At 69.5% G+C, this 18,522-nt stretch carries 13 protein-coding genes, 1 tRNA gene and 1 pseudogene; 10 read left to right on the top strand and 5 right to left on the bottom strand.

The genetic code is table 11. The features are described 5' to 3' along the window. Positions 1 to 57: 57 nt before the first annotated feature. From OG214_RS21880 to OG214_RS21910, 7 genes are all read left to right on the top strand, one after another. Positions 58 to 540, top strand: coding sequence for a CarD family transcriptional regulator (locus OG214_RS21880; protein ID WP_003953493.1), 483 nt, complete (start codon positions 58 to 60; stop codon positions 538 to 540). A 526-nt stretch (positions 541 to 1,066) separates the two neighbouring features. Beyond that, positions 1,067 to 1,813, top strand: a complete 747-nt coding sequence (gene ispD / locus OG214_RS21885; protein WP_363084921.1) for a 2-C-methyl-D-erythritol 4-phosphate cytidylyltransferase — start codon at positions 1,067 to 1,069, stop codon at positions 1,811 to 1,813. Next, positions 1,803 to 2,411: a 2-C-methyl-D-erythritol 2,4-cyclodiphosphate synthase gene (gene ispF, locus OG214_RS21890; protein ID WP_405985695.1), complete on the top strand. Its 609-nt coding sequence runs from the start codon at positions 1,803 to 1,805 to the stop codon at positions 2,409 to 2,411. The genes ispD and ispF overlap by 11 nt, the downstream gene beginning before the upstream one ends. A gap of 230 nt (positions 2,412 to 2,641) precedes the next feature. Next, on the top strand, positions 2,642 to 3,046 hold the full coding sequence (locus OG214_RS21895; protein ID WP_363084919.1) for a PPOX class F420-dependent oxidoreductase: 405 nt from the start codon (positions 2,642 to 2,644) through the stop codon (positions 3,044 to 3,046). A gap of 250 nt (positions 3,047 to 3,296) precedes the next feature. Beyond that, entirely contained in the window at positions 3,297 to 4,697 is a 1,401-nt protein-coding gene (gene cysS / locus OG214_RS21900; protein WP_363084918.1) for a cysteine--tRNA ligase, read from the top strand. Between the two features lie 282 nt (positions 4,698 to 4,979). Then, positions 4,980 to 5,930: a 23S rRNA (guanosine(2251)-2'-O)-methyltransferase RlmB gene (gene rlmB / locus OG214_RS21905; RefSeq protein WP_363084917.1), complete on the top strand. Its 951-nt coding sequence runs from the start codon at positions 4,980 to 4,982 to the stop codon at positions 5,928 to 5,930. Between the two features lie 424 nt (positions 5,931 to 6,354). Further along, positions 6,355 to 8,196 (top strand): DoxX family protein, encoded by a 1,842-nt coding sequence (locus OG214_RS21910; protein WP_405985696.1) that lies wholly within the window; start codon positions 6,355 to 6,357, stop codon positions 8,194 to 8,196. A 468-nt stretch (positions 8,197 to 8,664) separates the two neighbouring features. Here the strand turns inward: OG214_RS21910 and OG214_RS21915 are convergent, their stop codons facing one another. The 3 genes from OG214_RS21915 to OG214_RS21925 form a co-directional block, all read right to left on the bottom strand. Further along, entirely contained in the window at positions 8,665 to 9,381 is a 717-nt protein-coding gene (locus OG214_RS21915) for a nucleotidyltransferase family protein (RefSeq protein WP_363084010.1), read from the bottom strand. Between the two features lie 88 nt (positions 9,382 to 9,469). Further along, positions 9,470 to 9,892, bottom strand: a complete 423-nt coding sequence (locus OG214_RS21920) for a hypothetical protein (protein WP_363084011.1) — start codon at positions 9,890 to 9,892, stop codon at positions 9,470 to 9,472. Positions 9,893 to 10,120: 228 nt separating this feature from the next. Further along, a complete protein-coding gene (locus OG214_RS21925; protein ID WP_363084012.1) occupies positions 10,121 to 11,242 on the bottom strand; it encodes a sn-glycerol-3-phosphate ABC transporter ATP-binding protein UgpC in 1,122 nt (373 codons plus the stop codon). 203 nt (positions 11,243 to 11,445) lie between these two features. On the opposite strand from OG214_RS21925, the gene OG214_RS21930 reads away from it, so the two are divergent. Then, a tRNA-Thr gene (locus OG214_RS21930) sits at positions 11,446 to 11,519 on the top strand. A gap of 657 nt (positions 11,520 to 12,176) precedes the next feature. Here the strand turns inward: OG214_RS21930 and OG214_RS21935 are convergent. Both OG214_RS21935 and OG214_RS21940 read right to left on the bottom strand, forming a co-directional pair. Beyond that, positions 12,177 to 13,807, bottom strand: a pseudogene (locus OG214_RS21935) (tyrosine-type recombinase/integrase). Continuing rightward, on the bottom strand, positions 13,804 to 14,463 hold the full coding sequence (locus OG214_RS21940) for a helix-turn-helix transcriptional regulator (protein ID WP_363081271.1): 660 nt from the start codon (positions 14,461 to 14,463) through the stop codon (positions 13,804 to 13,806). The pseudogene OG214_RS21935 and the gene OG214_RS21940 overlap by 4 nt, the downstream one beginning before the upstream one ends. 91 nt (positions 14,464 to 14,554) lie before the next feature. Here OG214_RS21940 and OG214_RS21945 point away from each other — a divergent pair, with 91 nt between their 5' ends. Together OG214_RS21945 and OG214_RS21950 are read left to right on the top strand one after the other, a co-directional pair. Beyond that, complete coding sequence (locus OG214_RS21945; protein WP_363081270.1) at positions 14,555 to 14,842, top strand: hypothetical protein; 288 nt, start codon at positions 14,555 to 14,557, stop codon at positions 14,840 to 14,842. Positions 14,843 to 15,349: 507 nt separating this feature from the next. Continuing rightward, entirely contained in the window at positions 15,350 to 18,391 is a 3,042-nt protein-coding gene (locus tag OG214_RS21950) for a Tn3 family transposase (RefSeq protein WP_405985697.1), read from the top strand. Positions 18,392 to 18,522 lie beyond the last annotated feature (131 nt).

The raw sequence follows: 18,522 nt of genomic DNA on the forward strand, positions 1-18,522 counted from the left end.
TTCAGAAGATGCCATTCTCGTGTTACCCTGGATAGCCACGGAAGGGGTACCTGTCACATGACGTTCAAGGTTGGCGACACCGTGGTCTATCCCCATCACGGGGCCGCGCTGATCGAGGCCATCGAAACTCGCCAGATCAAAGGCGTGGACAAGACCTACTTGGTGCTCAAGGTCGCCCAGGGCGACTTGACAGTGCGTGTACCGGCGGACAATGCGGAGTTCGTCGGCGTGCGCGATGTGGTCGGTCAGGACGGGCTGGACCGGGTCTTCGAGGTGCTTCGCGCACCGTACGCAGAAGAGCCGACGAACTGGTCCCGTCGCTACAAGGCAAATCTCGAGAAGCTCGCCTCCGGCGATGTCATCAAGGTCGCTGAAGTGGTGCGCGACCTGTGGCGCCGGGAGCGCGAGCGTGGACTCTCCGCAGGTGAGAAGCGCATGCTCGCCAAGGCGCGGCAGATTCTTGTCAGCGAGCTGGCTCTCGCGGAGAACACGAATGAAGACAAGGCCGAGGCTCTGCTCGACGAGGTCCTCGCGTCCTGAACCATGACGTGACGCCATCGTGCCGGTGGCGCATGCCGTACAACGCAGTGATGCCGTGGTGCCCGCTGACCAGCTATGAGGGAAATGCTGTGTCGCCGGGCGCTGCGGCATGTCCGTACACCCGCACCTCGTACGACATCCGGGTACGACATCCGGACCACATCGCCCGTGCACACACGCCCTGACGTGCCCGCACCATGACGTCCGTACACCGTCCGCCGGATCCACCGGACAGCTCCGCCGGATCCGGCCGGAGAGCTCCGTCCACCGGAGGCGTCCGAGGTTCCGGATGCCTGTCGCGGACGCCTGAGGCTTCACACCCCTCGTACCCGTCCCCGGTGGGTCACCGGGACTTCACCCGGGGTCTCGCCATACCCCGGGCGGACCCGGGTATGCGGAGCCCCGGGCAGCGGGCGCGATCCGTCTCGACCGTGTGTCACGGAAGGGTCCGGTCAAGGCGTCGCGCCCGGCACGGTGTGGCCATACCCATGTCGGCCGAGGAAACAAACCTGCCGGAGTGCAACCGATGTCAGACGAAGCCCGCCCCCACCGCACCGCCGCGGTGATTCCCGCAGCAGGCCGGGGGGTACGGCTCGGCCCCGGAGCCCCCAAGGCCCTCCGCGCGCTGGGCGGCACACCGATGCTCATCCACGCCGTCCGCGCGATGGCCGCCTCACGCGCCGTCTCGCTCGTCGTGGTGGTCGCCCCGCCCGACGGCGCCGCCGAGGTGAAACACCTTCTCGACGAGCACGCGCTGCCCCAGCGCACCGACTATCTCGTCGTCCCGGGCGGCGAGACACGCCAGGAGTCCGTACGGCTCGGAATCGAGGCTCTGCCCGACTCCATCACCGCCGTGCTCGTCCATGACGCGGCGCGCCCGCTCGTACCCGTCGATACCGTGGACGCCGTCGTCGAGGCCGTACGGGACGGCGCGCCCGCCGTCGTGCCCGCGCTGCCGCTCGCGGACACCGTCAAACAGGTCGAGCCGCGCGAGAAGGGCGAGCCCGAACCGGTCGTCGCCACGCCCGAGCGGGCACTGCTCCGTGCCGTACAGACCCCGCAGGGCTTCGACCGCGCCACGCTCCAGCGCGCCCATCGGACGGTGGCGGCGGTCGGCGAGGGCGCGACGGACTGCGCCGGTATGGTCGAGCGGCTCGGCGCGCCCGTGGTGGTCGTGCCAGGACACGAGGAGGCGTTCAAGGTGACCAGGCCGCTGGATCTGGTGCTGGCCGAGGCGGTACTCGCCCGGAGGAGGGCCAACGATGGCTACTGAGCCTGAGCGTGAGCCTTCCGGGCCCGAGGGGGCGGGCACTCCGCCCGGCACTCCGCCCGGCGCCCCGCCCGGGAAACCGGCCGACTCCGAGGCGGGCGGCGCGGCGCGCTCCGTGTCCGTACGTCTGCCGCAGGTGGGCATCGGTACCGACATCCACGCCTTCGAGGAGGGCCGCGAGCTGTGGTGCGCGGGGCTGCTCTGGGAGGGCGAGGGTCCCGGTCTGGCCGGTCACTCCGACGCGGATGTCGTCGCCCACGCGGCCTGCAACGCGCTGTTCTCGGCCGCCGGTCTCGGTGACCTCGGCGCGCACTTCGGCACCGGGCGCCCTGAGTGGTCCGGAGCCTCCGGACTCACCCTCCTTACGGAGGCGGCCAGGATCGTGCGCGAGGGGGGCTTCACCATCGGCAATGTCGCCGTACAGGTCGTCGGTCCGCGGCCGAAGATCGGCAAGCGGCGGGACGAGGCGCAGAAGGTTCTCACGGAGGCCGTCGGCGCTCCGGTCGCGGTCTCCGCCGCCACCTCCGACGGGCTCGGCTTCACCGGCCGCGGCGAGGGACTGGCCGCGATCGCCACGGCGCTGGTCGTCCGTACGGACTGATCGAAATACCTCGCGTGGGGTACGGGTTGAGGGAGTGTCAGACGTGCCATCAGATCTGGCGCCGGTTTGATCAGGCGTCAGGCGTCAGGCCTCAGGCCTCAGGTGTCAGCGTCAGGCATCGGCTCTCCGCTCAACAGCTCTCCGCTCAACAGTTCTCAGTTTTAAAGTGATCAGCTGAACAGTGATCAGGCCCCAACAGTGACCAGGTACCGGGCATCAGGAAGGCAGTCATGGCAGCCGCACTCTCCGACAAGCTCAAGGAACTCCTCGACGGACCCGTCTTCGTCGACATCGCCACCATCCAGCCCGACGGCAGCCCGCAGGTGTCGCCGGTGTGGGTGAAGCGCGACGGTGACGATCTGCTCATCTCCACCACCGTCGGCCGGCGCAAGGAGAAGAACCTGCGCCGCGACCCCCGGGTGACGGTCGTCGCGCGGCCCGACGACGCGCCGTACGTCTACGCGGAGATCCGCGGCTCGGCGACCCTCACCACGGAGGGTGGCCAGGAGCTGATCAACGAGCTGTCCCTCAAGTACACGGGCAAGCCGTACGCGGAGTTCAACCCGGCGTCGAGCGAGGACGCCGAGCGCGTGGTCGTCCGTATCACCCCGCGCAAGATCATCGGCCGTATCTGAGCCCGGCGGCCGGACCGGCCGGACCGGCCGGGCCCGCCAGGCCCGGCCCAACCGGGTTCACCCGGCCCGGTCCGGCCCGTCCGGCTCGCCGGACCCCGTCCGCCGGGTCCGTGACCCGATCGGGGCAAACAGCTCAATCGTCGCGAAATTCGACCGTTGACTTTGCCAGGCGGGCATGAACGTCACGCTTCTGTGTCCCCGCGGTCCAAAGGGTCGCGGGGCACTACCCCTGGCGCACTACCCTTGTCGCGTGACTATTCGGCTGTACGACACCGGCGCCCGGCAGATCCGTGATTTCAACCCGCTCACGCCGGGCTGTGTCTCGATCTACCTGTGTGGCGCCACCGTGCAGTCCGCTCCGCACATCGGGCACATCAGGTCGGGACTGAACTTCGACATCCTGCGCCGCTGGTTCACCTACCGCGGCTACGACGTGACGTTCGTACGGAACGTCACGGACATCGACGACAAGATCATCACCAAGTCCGCCGCCCAGGGCCGCCCGTGGTGGGCCATCGGGTACGAGAACGAGCGTGCGTTCAACGCGGGCTACGACGTCCTCGGCTGCCTGCCCCCCACCTACGAGCCCCGCGCCACCGGCCACATCACCGAGATGATCGAGATGATGCGCGGCCTCATCGAGCGGGGCCACGCCTACGAGGCGGACGGCAACGTCTACTTCGACGTCCGGTCCTTCCCGGACTATCTGGAGCTCTCCAACCAGAGCCTGGACGAACTGCGCCAGCCCTCCGGCGAGGGCGAGACCGGCAAGCGCGACCAGCGCGACTTCGCGATGTGGAAGGCCAGCAAGCCCGGCGAGCCGAGCTGGGAGACGCCCTGGGGGCGCGGCCGGCCCGGCTGGCATCTGGAGTGCTCGGCCATGGCCCACAAGTACCTGGGCACCGTGTTCGACATCCACGGCGGCGGCATCGATCTGATCTTCCCGCACCACGAGAACGAGATCGCGCAGGCCAAGGCGTACGGCGACGAGTTCGCGCGGTACTGGGTGCACAACGCCTGGGTCACCATGAGCGGCGAGAAGATGTCCAAGTCGCTCGGCAATTCGGTGCTGGTCTCCGAGATGGTCAAGCACTGGCGCCCCATCGTGCTGCGCTACTACCTCGGCACCCCGCACTACCGCTCGATGATCGAGTACAGCGAGGAGGCGCTGCGCGAGGCCGAGTCCGCGTTCGCGCGGATCGAGGGCTTCGTCCAGCGCGTCGTGGAGAAGGCCGGGGGAGTGGTCGAGGCCGCGGGTGAGGTACCGCCCGCCTTCGCCGAGGCCATGGACGACGATCTGGGCGTTCCGCAGGCGCTCGCGATCGTCCACACCACCGTCCGGCAGGGCAATTCAGCGCTCGCCGCCGACGACAAGGAAGCGGCCGTCGCCCGGCTCGCCGAGGTACGGGCCATGCTCGGCGTCCTCGGTCTCGACCCGCTGGACCCGCACTGGGCCGGCGAGGCCGACCGCGGTGAGGATCTGCACGGCGTCGTCGACACGCTCGTACGGCTGGTGCTGGAACAGCGAGAGGCGGCGCGCGGGCGCAAGGACTGGGGTACGGCGGACGCCATCCGGGACCAGCTCCAGCAGACCGGACTCGTCATCGAGGACAGTCCCTCGGGACCGCGCTGGACGCTGGGACCGCGCTGACCTCGGCCGATGCGCCGCTCGGTACTGCCGGGCGGCGCACTTGCGTCCTTACGTAGGCTGGTACGGCCGACGGGGTACGTGAGGCTCTTCCCGTACCGGCCGCACCGGGCCGTACGAGGGTTCGCCGAAACGCTCCGTCCGAAGCACGCCGCACCACCCCGAAGCAGTCTCAAGAGTCTCGAAGCGCCTCGAAGTGAAGCAGTCCCCAAGAGTCTCGAAGCAGTCTGTCCCAAGCAGTCTGAAGCAACCCCAAGCAGTCTGAAGCAACGAAACAGGTAGGTCATGGCCGGGAACAGCCAGCGCAGGAACCGCCGCACGTCCAACAAGAAGGGCGCGCAGGTCGGCAGCGGTGGCAAGCGACGCCGCGGGCTGGAGGGCAGGGGTCCGACCCCGCCCGCCTCCGCCCGCAAGGGCCATGCCCAGAACCGTGTCGCCAACGCCAAGGCCAAGCAGACCGCCCGGCGCCAGGTCGCGCGGCGCGGCGGCAAGGGCACCAGCGAGATGGTCGTCGGCCGCAACCCCGTCTTCGAGGCGCTGCGCGACGGCGTACCGGCGGTGACCCTCTACGTCCAGCAGTTCATCGACAACGACGAGCGGGTCCGCGAGGCGCTCCAGCTCGCGGCCGACCGCGGCGGCATCCATCTGATGGAGGCGCCCAAGCCGGAGCTGGACCGGATGACGAACGGCCTGAACCACCAGGGCCTCGTTCTCCAGGTCCCGCCGTACGAGTACGCCCACCCCGAGGATCTCGCGGCGGCGGCCTTCGACGACGGCGAGGACCCGCTGATCGTCGCGCTCGACGGGGTCACCGACCCGCGCAACCTCGGCGCGGTCGTCCGCTCCGTCTCCGCCTTCGGCGGGCACGGTGTCGTCGTACCGGAGCGGCGTGCCGCGGGGATGACCGCCGGGGCCTGGAAGTCGTCGGCGGGTACGGCGGCCCGTACGCCGGTCGCCCGCGCGACCAATCTCACGCGCGCGCTGGAGTCGTACCAGAAGGCCGGTCTCGTGGTCGTCGGGCTCGCGGCGGACGGTGAGCACGAGGTCGGCGACCTGGAAGCGCTCGGCGGGCCCGTCGTCATCGTGGTCGGCAGCGAGGGCAAGGGGCTGTCGCGGCTGGTCGGGGAGACCTGCGACTTCCGCGTACGGATCCCGATGCCGGGCGGCGCCGAGTCGCTGAACGCGGGAGTCGCGGCCGGAGTGGTGCTGTACGAGGCGGCGCGCCGCCGGGCCTGAGGCCGGGCGGTGGGTCGGGGTTGGGGTGCCTGGCCCGCCGGGGCCGAGGCGCCTTACCCGGGGCCGGGGTGCCTGGCCCGAGGCCGGATGGTGGGGCCCGGGGGCGGGCGCCGGGTGTGAGGCCGGGTGCCGGGTGTGAGGCCGGGCCTGGGGCCGGGGCCGGGTGCCGGGCGTGGGCCCGGGGGTCGCCGGGACGTCGGGTAGTGAGGCCGGGCGTGGGCCCGGGGGCGCCGGAGCGCCTCGTACGTTCGCACGTTCTTGCGTTCTCGCCCTCTGCGGCCGGGTCGCGCGGGCGCCGGCCGGGCGGTCGTGCCGCGTGAGCAGGCCCGACGGCCCCGGCGACGGGTACGGTTGATGATCTTGACGGGTCTCGGACATTTGCCGCTCGTCAAGGCAGTGTCCTAAACACAAGTCACTCGGTTAGATGAGTGTGGACACCAGAACGCCCCGGCCCGGGTTCGACGATCAGCCCCCGCTGAGCATGCTCAAGGTGGATTGCGATCCCGCGCAGGTCATCGTGAACCACGCCAGCTTCCGGGTGAAGCTCGCATCGCCCCAGCGCACCGGCCCCGCGCGCGGTGCGGCGGACACCGTGCGCCTCCGCGCCACCGGCGGCGGCGCCCCCGGCACGGGCGGTGGCCGCCGCAGGGCCCCGGTCGTCTGGAGCGGCAAGTCCGCCCCGGGCGACCCCGGGGCGACCGGGCTCCTCCAGGCCGTACGGAACTCCTCCGTGCCCCCTACGGGCAGTGGCTACCGGGACGCCCGTGACGCGCGTGATGCGCGTCCCGCGCCCGGCGGCAGGCCGGGCATGTCCGGTCTGTCCGGCCGGCCCGCCGCACCGGACAGGGGATACGACACCGGCGTCACCCAGGTCATCCCCCGGCTCGACCTCGACGGCGAGACCACCATGCCGACGCCCGTCGTCGGGCATCAGAGCCGTGGCTCCGGCGCCGGTTCGGGTGCCGGTACCGGTGCCGCCACCCGGACCGGTATCACCCCGCTGCTGCCGCCCATGCGGCAGGCGGTCGGCGCGTACGACACGCCCGAGCGGACGTTCGAACCGGACCTGGATCCCGATCTGGATCTGGACCCGGACCTGGATCTGGAGCCGTACGCGGAACCCGGCACCGATCCCGCCGACCACCGGCGGCGCGACCGGCGCTACGGCGCGACCGGCGCACGGGCCGCCGACGCGGCGGCCGTCCGGCACGCGTACTACCCCGGCCGCCGGATGAACCTCGGCGTGGTGCTGCTCCCGCTCCGCGTCTTCCTCGGCTTCATCTCCATCTACGCCGGTATGGGCAAGCTCTGCGACCCCGTCTACTTCGACGGCGGCGAGCGCGGCTCGATGGTCAAGTGGCTCAACTCGCTGCACCCCTGGGCGCTCGCGGAACCCCTGCGGGACTTCGCGCTCTCCCACCCGGTCGGCGCGGGCCTCAGTGTCGCCTTCCTCCAGATCGTGGCGGGTGTGCTCACCGTCCTCGGACTCTGGCAGCGGGTCGCCGCCTGCTTCGGCGCGCTGCTCTCCGCGGCGCTGCTGCTCACCGTGAGCTGGCGGACGGTTCCGGCGTACGACGCGCCCGACATCATCTATCTGGCCGCCTGGTCCCCGCTGATCATCGCGGGCGCGCCCGTCTACTCCGTGGACGGAAGGCTCGCGGGCGAGGCCTGGCGCACGCTCGGGCCGCGTTCCGAGATCTGGGATCTGCGGCGTCGCGTACTGCGGCGGGGCGCGGTCGTCGCGACCGTCGTCATCGGGCTCACGCTGCTGGTCGGTTCGGTGCTGGGCGGAGCCGTACGGTCCTCCGACATGGTGACGGTGCCGGGACCCAACGTCGACCCGGTCAACCAGCTCCCCGGCGAACCGCTGCCCCAGAAGCCGGGCCGCGGCGGCAGCAGCGCGTCCGGCACGCCCAGCGGCGGCGGGACGACGGCGGGCCAGCGGTCCGAGCCCTCCGCGACCCGTTCCGGCACCCCCGAGGCCCAGCAGCCCGCGCCGGGCGGCGGCACCGTCCCGGAGACGGCGGGCGGCGCGGCCAGCACCGGCCAGAGCCAGCAGCAACAGCCCAGCCAGACCCAGGGCACGGGCCGCCAGCCCCCGCAGACGGCCCAGCAGGCTCCGCCCCCGTCCAGCAGCCAGGGCCCGTCGACAACGGGCGGCGCGGGCGACGGAAGCGCGGGGGCCGGCACCGGCGACAACTCCACGACAGGCGGCACATCCTCAGGCGCCGGCAACAGCAACCCCATCGGCGGCCTGCTCGGCTGACGAGACCGGGTCCCGCGCGCACCTCCCGCGCGCGGGACGGCCCGCACGACCCTGCCGGCGCCCACGCCACGGCTGCACGCCGCCCGAACGCCAGGGCGCCCGGGACTCGGGCGCATGGCAGCGCCCGTCAGGCCTCGGTCAGCGACGAGCAACCGGATGCCCCCGGCCGCTGGGCCCTGACTCCGGCGCGGCCGGCAAACGCCCCGAGCGTCAGTCCGTGCCGTGCGCTGTGTGCTGGCGCGGCGCACCGCACCGCGGCCCTGACGCGGACTGACTCACCCGCTTACGCGCCGACCCGTATCGCCTGCGCGGGGCCCGCGCAGGCCCCGCGCAGGCCCCCCCGTGTGGGCTCAGCGTCTACGGGGCGCCTCGCGGGCTCAGGGGGCTCCGTACCTCCGTACAGGCGCAGTGGGGCCGGGGGGGCCGGGACCCTGCGCCCGGGGCCCCAGGCCCGCACCCCACACCGTCTCAGCGCGGTCCCGACGCCAGTTCCTTGGCCGCTTCCGTGAGGTCCTTCGCCGTGTCGATGGCCCGCCAGTACGCCCCGTGCGGCAGCGGGAAGCCCGCGAGGCTGCGTTCGCGCGCCAGTCGTGGGAACGTCGTGCGCTCATGGTCGCCGCGCTCGGGCAGCAACTCGGCGAACCGCGGGGAGAAAACGTACACACCCGCGTTGATCAGATAAGGCGACGGGGGAGCCTCGATGAAGTCGAGGACATGGCCGAACTCGTCCGTCTCCACGGCCCCCCACGGGATCCGGGGACGGGCCAGGGCGAGCGTCGCCGTCGCGTCACGCTCGGCGTGGAAGGCGGCCATCTCGCGCAGGGAGAAACGTGTCCAGATGTCGCCATTGGTGGCATACCAAGGCTGCGTGGGGGCAGGGAGCTTGGCGGCGGCGTACTTGAGTCCGCCACCGCGCCCCAGAGGTTCGGGTTCCACCACGGTCGTGACACGCAGCGGAAGATCCGCCGAGTCCAGCCATTCCTGGAGGACTTCGGCGAGATGCCCGCACGAGACGACGGCGTCGGTCACGCCCTCGGCGGCGAGCCAGGCGAGCTGATGGCCGATGATCGGGGTCCCCGTGCCGGGGATCTCGACCATCGGCTTGGGACGGTCGTCGGTGTACGGGCGCAGCCGCGACCCCTGGCCGCCCGCGAGGACCACGGCCTGCGTCGGAAACGTATGCATGCCGTGAACGATAGGCGGGGCGGGACGCCCAGGGGGCGCGGCCGGCGATCTGCCTGCGGCCGACCGGCGTCCGGTCGGCTCTCCGCGGTCAGCTTCCCGCGGCCTGCTGGGAGACTCCGTACGCGAACGACGTGTCGCACACCGGGCGCGAGAAGGACTGCGCGCGGGTGGGACCGTATGTCGCCACGGCCGCGCGGCCCAGGGCCCGTGCGATCGACATGCAGTGCCTGGCGAGCGACGGGCGCTCCTCGACCCGCCGCTGAAGGTGTGTCAGGGCGATGCCCGGATCCTTCTCCTGGAGTTCCACGAGAAGCTGCTCGCGCAGAATATCCTGGGGCGTACGGGACTTGGCCCGCACCGAGGCGGTGTCCGAGGAGGCGGTCAGGACCTGCGACTCGGCTGTGCTGGACGCCCACGGAACACGGGCGACCGCGAGGGTCCCGGAGAGCACCAGGACGACGGGCAGTACGAGAGCGAGAGTTCGGCCGATACGGCGGGCTGAGTGGGTCACGCAGGCGAGCGTAGCGGCCGGTGATGATTTGGCGACATTTAGTCACTCTCCCGAGGGATGGTTCGATCGTCCTTTTCGAATCAGGCGTTGACGGCCTCGTCCGAAATGACCTGTGTGTCAGGGTATTTATCGACATGCGGCATGCGGCATGCGACATGCGGCTCGCGATATCTGGCGAACGCGAACGGCCCCGCACCGGAGTGCGGGGCCGCGCGGAGATCAACCGGTTCAGTCGGTCAGGCGCTCGCCGGTCGAGGTCGAGAAGACATGCGTCTCACCGGCGCGCGGTACGACGTGCAGCTTGGCGCCCTTGTCCGGCACGGCACGGCCGTTGACGCGGACGACGATGTCCTTCTTCTCGCTGCCGAGGTCGGCGGTGCCGTACACGTAGCCGTCGGCGCCCAGCTCCTCGACGACATTGACGGTCACGGCCAGACCGGCCGGCGCCTCCTTGGAGAGCGTGCCGGACGTGCTGTCCTCGGCGAGGTCGAAGTGCTCGGGGCGGACGCCGACCGTCACGGTCTTGTCGCCCTTGTCCGCGGCGGCGGCGAGCGCCTCGCGCGACACCGGCACCACGCTGTTGCCGAACTTCACACCGCCGTCGGTGATCGGCACCTCGACCAGGTTCATGGCCGGGGAGCCGATGAAGCCGGCGACGAAGAGGTTGGCCGGGCGGTCGTACATGTTGCGCGGCGAGTCGACCTGCTGGAGCAGCCCGTCCTTGAGGACCGCCACCCGGTCGCCCATGGTCATGGCCTCGACCTGGTCGTGGGTCACGTACACCGTGGTGATGCCGAGACGGCGCTGGAGCGAGGCGATCTGCGTACGGGTCGAGACACGGAGCTTGGCGTCGAGGTTCGACAGCGGCTCGTCCATGAGGAACACCTGCGGCTCACGCACGATGGCGCGCCCCATCGCGACACGCTGCCGCTGACCACCGGAGAGCGCCTTCGGCTTGCGGTCCAGGTACTCGCTGAGGTCGAGGATCTTCGCGGCCTCTTCGACCTTCTTTCGGATGTCCGCCTTGTTCACGCCGGCGATCTTGAGCGCGAAGCCCATGTTGTCGGCGACGGACATGTGCGGGTACAGCGCGTAGTTCTGGAACACCATGGCGATGTCCCGGTCCTTCGGCGGCAGATGCGTGACATCGCGCTCACCGATACGGATGGAACCCGCGTTGACGTCCTCAAGACCCGCGAGCATGCGCAGGGAGGTCGACTTTCCGCAGCCGGAGGGACCGACGAGGACGAGGAACTCGCCGTCCGCGATCTCGATCTCCAGCTGGTCGACGGCGGGCTTCGTGGAACCCGGGTACACACGGGTTGCCTTGTCGAACGAGACAGTTGCCATGGTGATGTGTCCCTCCACCGGCAGGAACGTGCCGGACGATCCGAGTAAAGGAATGGTTCCTCCGCCGGAGGGCGAAGGATGGGTCTAGTCCACCTGGTGAACTCCAGGTGACGGTACTCCGCGATTCCGGATCTGTCAGTACTCCGGCCCTCACCAAATTCCTGGCCAGGTGGTGATCCAGGGCGGTTACACTGCTCGGGCACGCCTCCTTAGCTCAGTTGGCCAGAGCAACGCACTTGTAATGCGTAGGTCGTCGGTTCGAATCCGACAGGGGGCTCTGTAGAAGCCCTAGGTCACATAGCCGTGACCTGGGGCTTTTCTCATTCTGTGGTCGCCGGGTCGCACGTGGCATGTTTACGGAACGCCGTTCAGTGGTCTCCGGTGGCCGAGCGGTGGCCAATTGTGCAGCGAGCGTGCTGCGGCGGTGACCGGGGTTCACGCGGAGCGGGCCGAGAAGCTGTCGGGTTCCTACATATCGCCTGGGTGAGGCTCGTTCGGGGCCAGGCTGCAGCGGCCTGGGGCGGCCGTGCGACTGTGCGCCGGAAGTGGCCTTTCTCCGCCGTAGCCGAACAAGCAGTGGGGATCAGCTTTTCGGCCGTTCCTGGAGAGGGGGTGTGCCGGGTGTCTGGTGGCCGCGGTGCTCGCGCGAAGGGCGCAGGGACATCCGGGCGGGGGACGCGTCGTCCGTGGACCGGGGGGTGTGGCGGCTTGGGAAGGACGGTCGCGGCACTTTTCGGTGAGCCTGCCGTTGGACGGCGGGGGTGTTGCCGGGGTCCTTGATGGTGGCCGCCGCACGGTGAGCCGCCTCCGAAGGCGCGGGCAGGGCTGTCACGCTGTGCGATGCTGGGGGAGCCGTCAATTGGTGATGTGATGTGCCTCATATGCTGGAGCCCCGGCCAGATTGTTGCTGGCCGGGGCTCCTTGTCGCTGGTTGTCAGGCGGTGCGTTCGTCTTCTGTCGGTCCGCTGTTCTTGCGGGGCGGGATCATCCGGGGCCTGCGGGCGCTGGGCTTCGGCTTGTTCTCCTTGACGACGGAGAGGGCTTTGCGCGCGTGGGGTACGAGTTGGGTGACCTTCTCGGCGGCGTCGCGGGCGAGGTCGTCCAGGACGGACTGGTAGGTGTCGCGGGTGATGCGGGTGTCGGAGTGGCCGAGGGTTTCGGAGACGACTTTGATGTTGACCCCGGCTGCGAGCATCAGCGTGGCGGCGACGTGGCGCAGGTCGTGAAGGCGGATCGGTGGCAGGCCGGCGGCTTCCACGAGGCGCTCGAAGAGGTCGCTGACCTTACCGGGGTGGAGGAGGGAGCCGTCTTCCTGGGTGAAGATCTGGCCGGACTCCTGCCAGCCCTCGCCCCAGGTTTCCCGTTCCTGCCGCTGGCGGGCTTTGTGGGAGAGCAGGAGTTGGTGGGTCTCGTCGTCGAGGGCGATCAGGCGGACGCCGCTGTCGGTTTTGGGCTGTCGGTTTTGGGGGCGCCTTCGTAGACGTCCCAGTTGTCCTGGACGAGTTGGGTGGCGATGGCCAGGGAGTGGGCTTTCGCCGAGTGGTCCTGCCAGCGGACGCCGCATGCCTCGCCGCGTCGAGTTCCCCGGAAGGCGATGAGCCGCCAGAGTAGGTACAGCCGGTCGTCGGTGACGGAGTCGAGGAACTTCGCGGTCTGCTCGGGGGTCCAGACCATGACTGGGGAGGGTTTCTCTCCGGTTTCCTGCCAGCGGGCGATGCGCTCGTCGCTCCAGATGGTGGCCTTCGGTTTGGCGCCGGGCAGCAGTTCGACGTGGGCTGCGGGGTTGAAGGCGGGCATGACCTGCTGGGCGATGGCGACGTTCAGAGCGGCTCGCAGGGTGTCGCGGATGTGCGGCTGGGTGTTGAGGCCGGTGATGCGCCTGAACGGCGGCATGGCGTCGAGCTGGGCCCGCAGCCACCTGCGCCGGGCTCGGTTCTCCGCACCCTTGTTCGGTGTGGCCTTGAGTTCGTCGGCGACCGCGCGCCGCTGGGTGTTCTGCTCCTGGACCTCGATGTTGCGCTCGTTGATCGCGCTGAACATCGCGTCGATGTGGTGGACGCGCAGCTTGTCCAGCCGCAGATGGCCCAGGTGCGGCTTGAGGTGGACGCGGATATCCAGCTCATAGCGGGTCGCGCCGCCGCGCCGCAGCCGTTTGCGGCCGGTGAGCCAGGTGTCGAGCCATTCCGCGACGGTGGTTTTGGAGTTGAGGGTCTGCCCGGTCTTGAACCGGCGGCGGGTCTCGTCGTAGTCCGGGACGGGTGACTTGTCCTTGACGCAGTTCTCCAGCAGGTCGCTGATCTGGGTTTTTCCCCAGGCGTCGTCCTCTTCAGGGAGGGCCATGAGGGCGCGGACTTTGTCCAGCTCCTCCTGCGCCTTGACGGAGGTGTCGAAGCCGCCGCGCCGGAAGCGGCGGCGGCGACCATCCTGCGCGGGATCGAGTTCCTGGGAGGCCGTCCAGGTGCCGTGCCGCCGGGAGGCTTTGAACTTGGGGCAGGAGGACCCGTAGTCCTTGCCGGTCTTTGGGTCGGTACAGCGGCACCGCCGTATGAGATTTCCGTTCTTCACTCGCTTTCCTCCTGGTGGATCTCGGTTTCGGGTTGGTCGACGAAGGCAAGCTCTTCGGGAAGGGCAGGGGGTACGAGGTCCTGCTCGCGCATCCGGCCTCGGAAGGCGCGCAATTCCTGGCAGTCCTCGAAGGCGTGCTCCTCGTACCCCTCGGCGCGTTGGAGGAGCGTGGCTCTGCGGGCCCGGTCCAGAGTGGTGCTTGCGGTGCGTCGCCGCTCCCTGGCAAGGGCGTTGGAGGATGTCGCGGCGTTAACCAGGTCGCCGTGATGGCGGAAGACGTCGAGGATGTCCCGGGCGGTGCCTTCGGGTGCGGGTCGGTCCAAGGGGGTCTCGCCGGTGAACCAGGCGAGCGCCTCCCAGGTGGAGACTTCCCGTCCCGGCAGGACCTCCACAGTGGCGGAGGCACCGAGTGGAAAGAGAAGCGCTACGGGCGGGACACCGAGGACGTCGGCCAGGACGACGAAGTCGGTGACCGTAATGCTCGCCTTGCGTCCAGATTCCAGGTTCTTCACGGAGTGCTCGCTGATCTCCGTCAGTCCGCGGTCCGCACAGCCCTGGGCGATGTCCCCCATGGTGAGGCCAGCGGCCTTGCGTGCCTCCCGCATCCCCTGAGCGATCCGAGCGGTGAACGCTGTCGGCCATTGATCTGGTGTCATGATGACACTTTAGGTCGACATGAGGTGTCGCTGCAACCACGTGATACATCTATGGCGGCATCGTGACGCTAAATATCGCCAGGAGGGCATCATGACGGCATCTGGTTCTTCCCGTGAGGCGCGAGGGCTGACCATCGACGAATTGCTTGCCCTTCCAGCGGTTGTCGACCTTGACACCGCGAACCGGGCGCTGATGATCGGCCGCTCCACTGGATACGGGCTCGCCAAACAGGGGGCGTACCCGGTCAAGGTGCTGCGGCTCGGGAACGCCTACCGGGTCGTGACTGCTGACCTGCTGAAGTTGCTCGGGTTGGAACGGCAGCAGTCAGAGGGTGACCAGATCGAAGCCGGAGGCGATCTCCATAGCCTGTGCGCTTAGACGCGGTCACATCTCAGTGCGCACCGCTCGATGCGTAGATCAATGTGCAGAGCCTCGGCGCCGCCAGTCTGCGGTCGTGGCTCCTGCCAGGAGCCACCAACCAGAGAGGAGGCGCTGCGCGTGAACGCCGTACCCATAGGGGGGTTGTTGCACCGAGCCGAGTGGAGACTCGGACGGTAGCGGTGGGCGAGGCCGTGCGGGTTTTGGTGACCTGCCACGATCCTGACGCGTCCATCAGTCCGGCTTCCCGGCGGCGCGGTCGTCCTCGCATCGGGCGGCGCCCCCGGGGACATCGAACCCGCTCCCTGGCTGAGATATCAGCGCGGCCACCTGTGGTGCGTCGGGACGGGTAGCCGTCCTGCGTCCGGGGCCTTTGACGGCCCTGTTCTCGTATAGCTACGGCGAACGGGCATGTAACCCTGTGTAATCGCTCTTGTCCTCGTTTCCCCTGGCGGGGCGCCTCGTTGAGCTGAACGAGTAATCGCGGGCGGGGTGCAGGGGGCACGGGTGCGGCAGGACTGGGAGCCGGAGGACCTGATCGAGGTCTGGACGCTGCTCGAAGACGACATGAAGAGGGTGCGGAACAAGTCCGGGACGACACGGCTCGGGTTCGCGCTGCTGCTGAAGTTCTTCGAAGTGGAAGCCCGGTTCCCGGAGTCGGCCAAGGAGGTGCCGGCCGCCGCGGTGGAGTATGTGGCCCAGCAGGTGAAGGTCCCGGCCGAGGCGTGGGCGGACTACAACTGGGAGAGCAAAGCAATCCAACGCCACCGGGTCGAGATCCGGGCGGCGTCCGGGTTCCGGGCGAACACCGAGGAGGACCAGGAGCGGCTGGCCGAGTGGCTGGCCGCTGAGCTGTGTCCGGTGGAGTTGTCGCGGGAGCGGCTGGCGTCGGCTGTGGTTGCCCGGTGCCGTAATGATCACATCGAGCCGCCGACCCCGGGGCAGGTCGGGCGGCTGGTGGGTAAGGCGGTCACGGGCTTCGAGGCCCGGTTCTGCCGCAGCAGGGTGGAGCGGATCTCGCACGCGACGCGCTCGTGCCTGGAGGACCTGGTCGCTGGCGGCGAGGACGAACCGGGCGAGGGAGCCGACGGTGAGGGTGCGGTGTCGGGCGGCGGGCGTTCGCACTTCGCCGAGTTGAAGGCCGACCCTGGGGCGCCGGGGCTGGAGAGCCTGCTGGCGGAGGTGAACAAGCTACAGCGGGTGCGGCGGTTGGAGCTGCCTGCGGACTTGTTCGCGGACGTGTCGGAGAAGCTGGTGGACGCGTGGCGGGCGCGGGCGTCGAAGGAGTATCCGGCGAATCTGGAGCGGATGAAGCCGCCGCGGCGGCTGACGCTGCTGGCCGCGCTGTGCCATGTTCGGCAGACGGAGATCACCGATTCGCTGGTGGACCTGTTCATCCAGCTCGTGCTGAAGATCAACACCCGGGCGGAGCGGAAGGTCGACAAGGAGCTGAACGCCGAGCTGAAGAAGGTCCGGGGCAAGGAGGGCATGTTGCTGCGGGTCGCGGAGGCGGCTCTGTCCGAGCCGTCCGGCACGGTGCGGCGGGTGATCTACCCGGTGGTCGGCGGGGAAAAGACGCTGAAGGCGCTGGCGGCGGAGGCCGCGGCGAACGAAGCCCGCTACAAGGCCCGGGTCCGTACAGTACTGCGCTCCTCGTACTCGGCGCACTGGCGCCGGATGCTCTCGCCGCTGCTGGGCGCGCTGGAGCTGAAGTGCAACAACACCTCCTACCGGCCGGTGATGGACGCGATCGACCTGCTCCAGCGCTACCTGGACCAGCCGCTGAAGGAGGGCGCGTTCTTTGATCCGGCGGAGAGTGTGCCGCTGGCGGGGGTGGTGCCCGAGCACTGGCGGGCGGCGGTGGTGGACGACAAGGGCCGTGTCGAGCGCATCCCGTACGAGCTGTGCGTGCTGGTGGCACTTCGGGACGCGGTGCGGCGCCGAGAGATCTGGGTGGTGGGGGCGAACCGGTGGCGCAACCCGGAGGACGACCTGCCGGCGGACTTCGAGGACAACCGCGACGTGCACTACGCCGCGCTGGGCCAGCCGCAGGACGCCGGGGAGTTCATCGCCGCCCTGCAAGGCAAGCTCCGCACCTCGCTGGACCGCTTCGACCGCGCCCTGGCAGAGGGCACGACGGGCGGGGTGGCGATCGTCAAGAAGCACGGCGAGCCGTGGATCAGGGTCTCCCCTCGCGGCAAGCAGGAGGAGCCCGAGAGCCTGGTGGCGATCAAGGGCGAGATCGAGCGGCGCTGGGGCACCATCGACCTGCTGGACATCCTGAAGTACGCCGAGTTCGACACGGACTTCATCGCCGAGTTCACCTCGGTCGCCACCAGAGAGATGCTGTCGAAGGATGTGCTGCGTCGTCGGCTGCTGCTGGTCCTGTTCGGCCTGGGCACGAACATGGGGATCAAGCGGGTCGCGGTGACCGGCAAGCACGGCGAGAGCGAGGCGACGCTGCGGCGGGTGCGGCACCTGTTCGTCAACCGCGCCAACATGCGCGCGGCCCTGGTGAAGCTGGTGAACGCCACCTTCGCCGTCCGGGATGAGATGTGGTGGGGCACCGGCACGGCGTGCGCCTCCGACAGCCGCAAGTTCGGCGCATGGTCCTCCAACCTGATGACCGAGTGGCACCAGCGCTACCGGGGCCCCGGCGTGATGATCTACTGGCACGTCGAGCGGAGGTCCGTCTGCATCTACAGCCAGCTCAAGTCCTGTTCGGCCTCCGAGGTCGCCTCGATGATCGAGGGCGTGCTACGGCACTGCACCGACATGGACGTCGACCGGCAGTACACCGACACGCACGGCGCCTCTATCGTCGGGTTCGCCTTCGCGCACATGCTCGACTTCAAACTGATGCCGAGACTGAAGAACATCGGCTCCGCGAAGCTGTACCGGCCGGCGGCCGGTCAGGACGACAACTGGCCGAACCTGGGCCCGGTCCTTTCCACCAAGACGATCGACTGGGACCTGATCGCCCAGCAGTACGACCAGATCATGAAGTACACCACCGCCCTACGCCTCGGCACCGCCGAGGCCGAGCAGGTCTTGCGCCGCTTCACCCGCGGCGGCCCCAAGCACCCGACGTACCGGGCGATCGAGGAGCTGGGCCGGGCTGTACGTACCTCGTTCGTCTGCGACTACCTCGCCGACGTCGAGATGCGCCAGGAGATCCACGAGGGGTTGCAGGTGGTGGAGAACTGGAACTCCGCGAACAAAGACCTCTTCTATGGCAAGGACGGCGACCTGACCGGTGCGGACAAGGAATCCCAAGAGGTCAGTATGCTCGCGCTGCACCTGCTCCAGTCCGCGCTGGTGCACGTCAACACGCTGCTGATGCAGGAGGTCTTAGCTGATCCGAAGTGGGCGGACAAGCTGACCGACGCGGACCGGCGGGCGCTGTCGCCGCTGTTCTGGACGCACGTGAATCCGTACGGCCGGTTCGAGCTGGACATGAACAGCCACCTCGACCTGGACCTGCCCATCCGGGCGACGGTGCCCGGCCCGCGGACCCTGCCGGGTGAGGCAGCCGCAGCCCCGGCGTGATACCCGGGCCCTGGCCGGAGCCCGGGTGAAGACGACGTTGTCCGGGACGCTTGAAGTGTCCTGGGCAACATGCGTGAGCGGCAGCGCCAGGGCTACCGGGAGAGCCGCAGGTTCCAGCCGTCGCCGGTGGG

The organism is Streptomyces sp. NBC_00872 (assembly GCF_045161915.1).
Lineage (GTDB): Bacteria > Actinomycetota > Actinomycetes > Streptomycetales > Streptomycetaceae > Streptomyces.

Excerpts from the sequence above, each read along its gene's own strand:
- ispD (WP_363084921.1), top strand. The coding sequence starts at position 1,067 with ATGTCAGACGAAGCCCGCCCCCACCGCACCGCCGCGGTGATTCCCGCA.
- ispF (WP_405985695.1), top strand. The coding sequence starts at position 1,803 with ATGGCTACTGAGCCTGAGCGTGAGCCTTCCGGGCCCGAGGGGGCGGGC.
- rlmB (WP_363084917.1), top strand. The coding sequence starts at position 4,980 with ATGGCCGGGAACAGCCAGCGCAGGAACCGCCGCACGTCCAACAAGAAG.
- OG214_RS21910 (WP_405985696.1), top strand. The coding sequence starts at position 6,355 with ATGAGTGTGGACACCAGAACGCCCCGGCCCGGGTTCGACGATCAGCCC.
- OG214_RS21915 (WP_363084010.1), bottom strand. The coding sequence starts at position 9,381 with ATGCATACGTTTCCGACGCAGGCCGTGGTCCTCGCGGGCGGCCAGGGG.
- OG214_RS21925 (WP_363084012.1), bottom strand. The coding sequence starts at position 11,242 with ATGGCAACTGTCTCGTTCGACAAGGCAACCCGTGTGTACCCGGGTTCC.
- OG214_RS21940 (WP_363081271.1), bottom strand. The coding sequence starts at position 14,463 with ATGACACCAGATCAATGGCCGACAGCGTTCACCGCTCGGATCGCTCAG.
- OG214_RS21945 (WP_363081270.1), top strand. The coding sequence starts at position 14,555 with ATGACGGCATCTGGTTCTTCCCGTGAGGCGCGAGGGCTGACCATCGAC.
- OG214_RS21880 (WP_003953493.1), top strand. The coding sequence starts at position 58 with ATGACGTTCAAGGTTGGCGACACCGTGGTCTATCCCCATCACGGGGCC.
- OG214_RS21895 (WP_363084919.1), top strand. The coding sequence starts at position 2,642 with ATGGCAGCCGCACTCTCCGACAAGCTCAAGGAACTCCTCGACGGACCC.